The organism is Hydrogenivirga sp. 128-5-R1-1 (assembly GCF_000171895.1).
In genome coordinates this window covers 1-2668 of sequence record NZ_ABHJ01000093.1, presented here as the reverse complement: position 1 = coordinate 2668, position 2668 = coordinate 1, and the positions used below count along the sequence as shown (strand labels likewise).

The 2668-nt window shown below is 32.0% G+C and carries 3 protein-coding genes; all 3 read left to right on the top strand.

The annotated features are described in order from the left end of the window. Positions 1-223: 223 nt before the first annotated feature. Entirely contained in the window at positions 224-1567 is a 1344-nt protein-coding gene (locus tag HG1285_RS04900; RefSeq protein WP_008288523.1) for a glutamate-5-semialdehyde dehydrogenase, read from the top strand. 5 nt (positions 1568-1572) lie between these two features. Further along, positions 1573-2226, top strand: a complete 654-nt coding sequence (locus tag HG1285_RS04905; RefSeq protein ID WP_008288522.1) for a Crp/Fnr family transcriptional regulator — start codon at positions 1573-1575, stop codon at positions 2224-2226. 1 nt (position 2227) lies between these two features. Further along, the coding region (locus HG1285_RS04910; protein ID WP_008288521.1) for a 3-methyl-2-oxobutanoate hydroxymethyltransferase at positions 2228-2668 on the top strand (441 nt) is incomplete at its 3' end.

Here is a 2668-nt window from a genome sequence, read left to right as displayed (position 1 = left end):
TAATAGAAAAGAGAGATAAACTTGAAAAAGATAGTGAAATATGTATAAACGAGCTTTGCACAGTAGATATAAGTAGATTTATTGGCAGCAAGCCGTTAACTGAATTAAGAGACGATGAAATTTTTGAAGTTAATGAAAAATTAAAATTGCATTTATCTCTAAGCTGAAACAAAGCCTTAATTAATCTATAATAATTATTACCAATTCCATCAAGGAGAGTCTGATGACACCTGCAGAATACGCCATCAACCTGGCTAAGGATGTAAATAAAGTTAAAAGAAAACTTACTGCTGTTAGTACTGATATAAAAAATAATGTTTTAAAAAGGACTGCTGAGCTATTGATAGAAAGAAAAGATGAGCTTCAAGAAGCTAACAAAATAGACCTTGAAAAAGCAGAAAAAAAGGGATACTCAAAAGCACTGCTTGACAGACTTGCATTAAATGAGAAAAGAATAAATGGAATGGTTCAGGTTTTAAATGATGTAATAGCACTCCCTGACCCTGTAGGTGAAGTTATAAACATCTGGACAAGGCCAAATGGTCTTAAAGTAGGTCAGATGAGAGTTCCTCTTGGTTCAATTTTAATAGTCTATGAAGCACGCCCAAATGTAACAATAGAAGCAGCATCACTTTGTATAAAGTCTTCAAATGCTGTAATACTAAAAGGCGGAAGTGAAACAATAAACTCAAACAGGATACTTGTTGATATTTTAAAACAGGCTGCAAGAGAATCAGGTTATCCAGAAGGTGCAATAGCTTTTGTTGACAGCACAGACCGGCAGGTTGTAAATGAGCTTTTAAAGCTTGACCAGTATATAGACGTTGTTATTCCAAGAGGTGGAGAGGGGTTAATAAGGGCTGTTGCCGAAAATTCAAGAATTCCTGTAATTAAGCATTACAAAGGTGTTTGCAACCTTTACATAGACAACGAAGCAGATTTTGATAAAGCACTAAACATAGCATACAACGCAAAAGTTGAAAGGCCATCAGTTTGTAATGCAATTGAAAATTTAATAGTTCACAAAGATATTGCAGAAAAATTTTTGCCAGAAATTGCATACTATTATGGCAAAGCAAGTGTTGAAATGAGATGTGATGAAACTGCTTTAAGTATACTTAAAGACCATCCAAAAACAAAAGATACAGAAATAAAACCTGCTACAGAAGAAGATTATTACGAAGAATTTTTAGACCTTATAATTGCTGTAAAAGTTGTAAACAACATTGACGAAGCCATTGATTTCATACATAAATACGGCTCAAGCCATTCTGAATCTATTATTACAGAAAATTACACAAAAGGAATGTATTTTATAAATAATGTTGACAGCGCTGCTGTTTACATAAACGCATCTACAAGATTTACAGATGGAAATGAGTTTGGTCTTGGAGCTGAAATGGGAATATCAACTGATAAAATTCACGCAAGAGGACCAATGGGATTAAAAGAACTAACAATTCCTAAATTTATTATTTTTGGAAACGGTCAGATAAGAAATAATGTTGGCATTCCAGAAGAAAAGGAAGAAATTAAGATAAATAAAGAGGAATGTGAGAAAAAATAAATCAAATGAAAGAGCTTTTAAAAAACAATAAACTTTTTAAATATGTAGAAGACAACATACTTGAAGAAATAACAAAAAATGCTGATATTCTAAACTTTGAAAAAGGACATACAATAATATGGAAAGGAGACCAGACAACAGACCTTTATATAATACTTAAAGGAAAAGTAAATGTAATAACTTTTGATGAGAAAGGAAATGAACTTATAATTACAACTCTATCAAAAGGAGATTTTGTAGGAGAACTCAGTCTTATAGACGGAAAACCAAGAAGCATGTCTGTTGAAACTTTAACAGATACACAGGTTGCAGTAATCAGAAGGAATTTCTTTTTAAAAGCAATAGAAAAATATCCACAGCTTTGTTTACAGCTTGCGAAAAACCTTGTTGAAAGAATCAGGAAAACAGATGAAATACTTGAATCCCTTGCTTTTTTAGATGTTAAAAGAAGAATAGTTAAATACATAAAAGATAATGGAATTTTTGAAAATAATAAAATTTATAAAATAAATAAAATATCCCACAGCGAACTTGCAAAAAGAATAGGCTCTTCAAGAGAAGCTGTATCAAAAGCAATAAAAAGCCTATCAGAGAAAGGAATAATTGAAGAAAAAGATAACTGCTTTATATTAAAAGCAAACTCAATTTATGAGGAGTAAGATGAAAACTATAAATGATTTTATAAAAGCAAAGGAAGAAAAGACAAAAATAACAATGATTTCAACATATGAGTACTGGTCTGCAAAAATATGTGAAGAAGCAGGAATTGACTGTATTTTAGTTGGAGACTCTGCAGGAAATGTAATATCTGGGTATGAAACAACCCTTCCAGTAAGTATTGATGAGATGATATATCATGCAAAAGCTGTAAGAAGAGGAGCTCCAAATACGTTTATAGTAGTAGATATGCCGTTTTTATCTTATCAGGTAAGTGTTGAAAAAGCAGTTGAAAATGCTGGAAGAATAATGAAAGAAACAGGTGCAAACGCAGTTAAAGTTGAAGGTGGAGAGGAAATAATAAATATAGTTGAAAAGCTTATAAACACTGGTATACCTGTAATGGGACATTTAGGACTTACACCCCAGTCGGTTCACGCCCTT

Excerpts from the sequence above, each read along its gene's own strand:
- HG1285_RS04900 (WP_008288523.1), top strand. The coding sequence starts at position 224 with ATGACACCTGCAGAATACGCCATCAACCTGGCTAAGGATGTAAATAAA.
- HG1285_RS04905 (WP_008288522.1), top strand. The coding sequence starts at position 1,573 with ATGAAAGAGCTTTTAAAAAACAATAAACTTTTTAAATATGTAGAAGAC.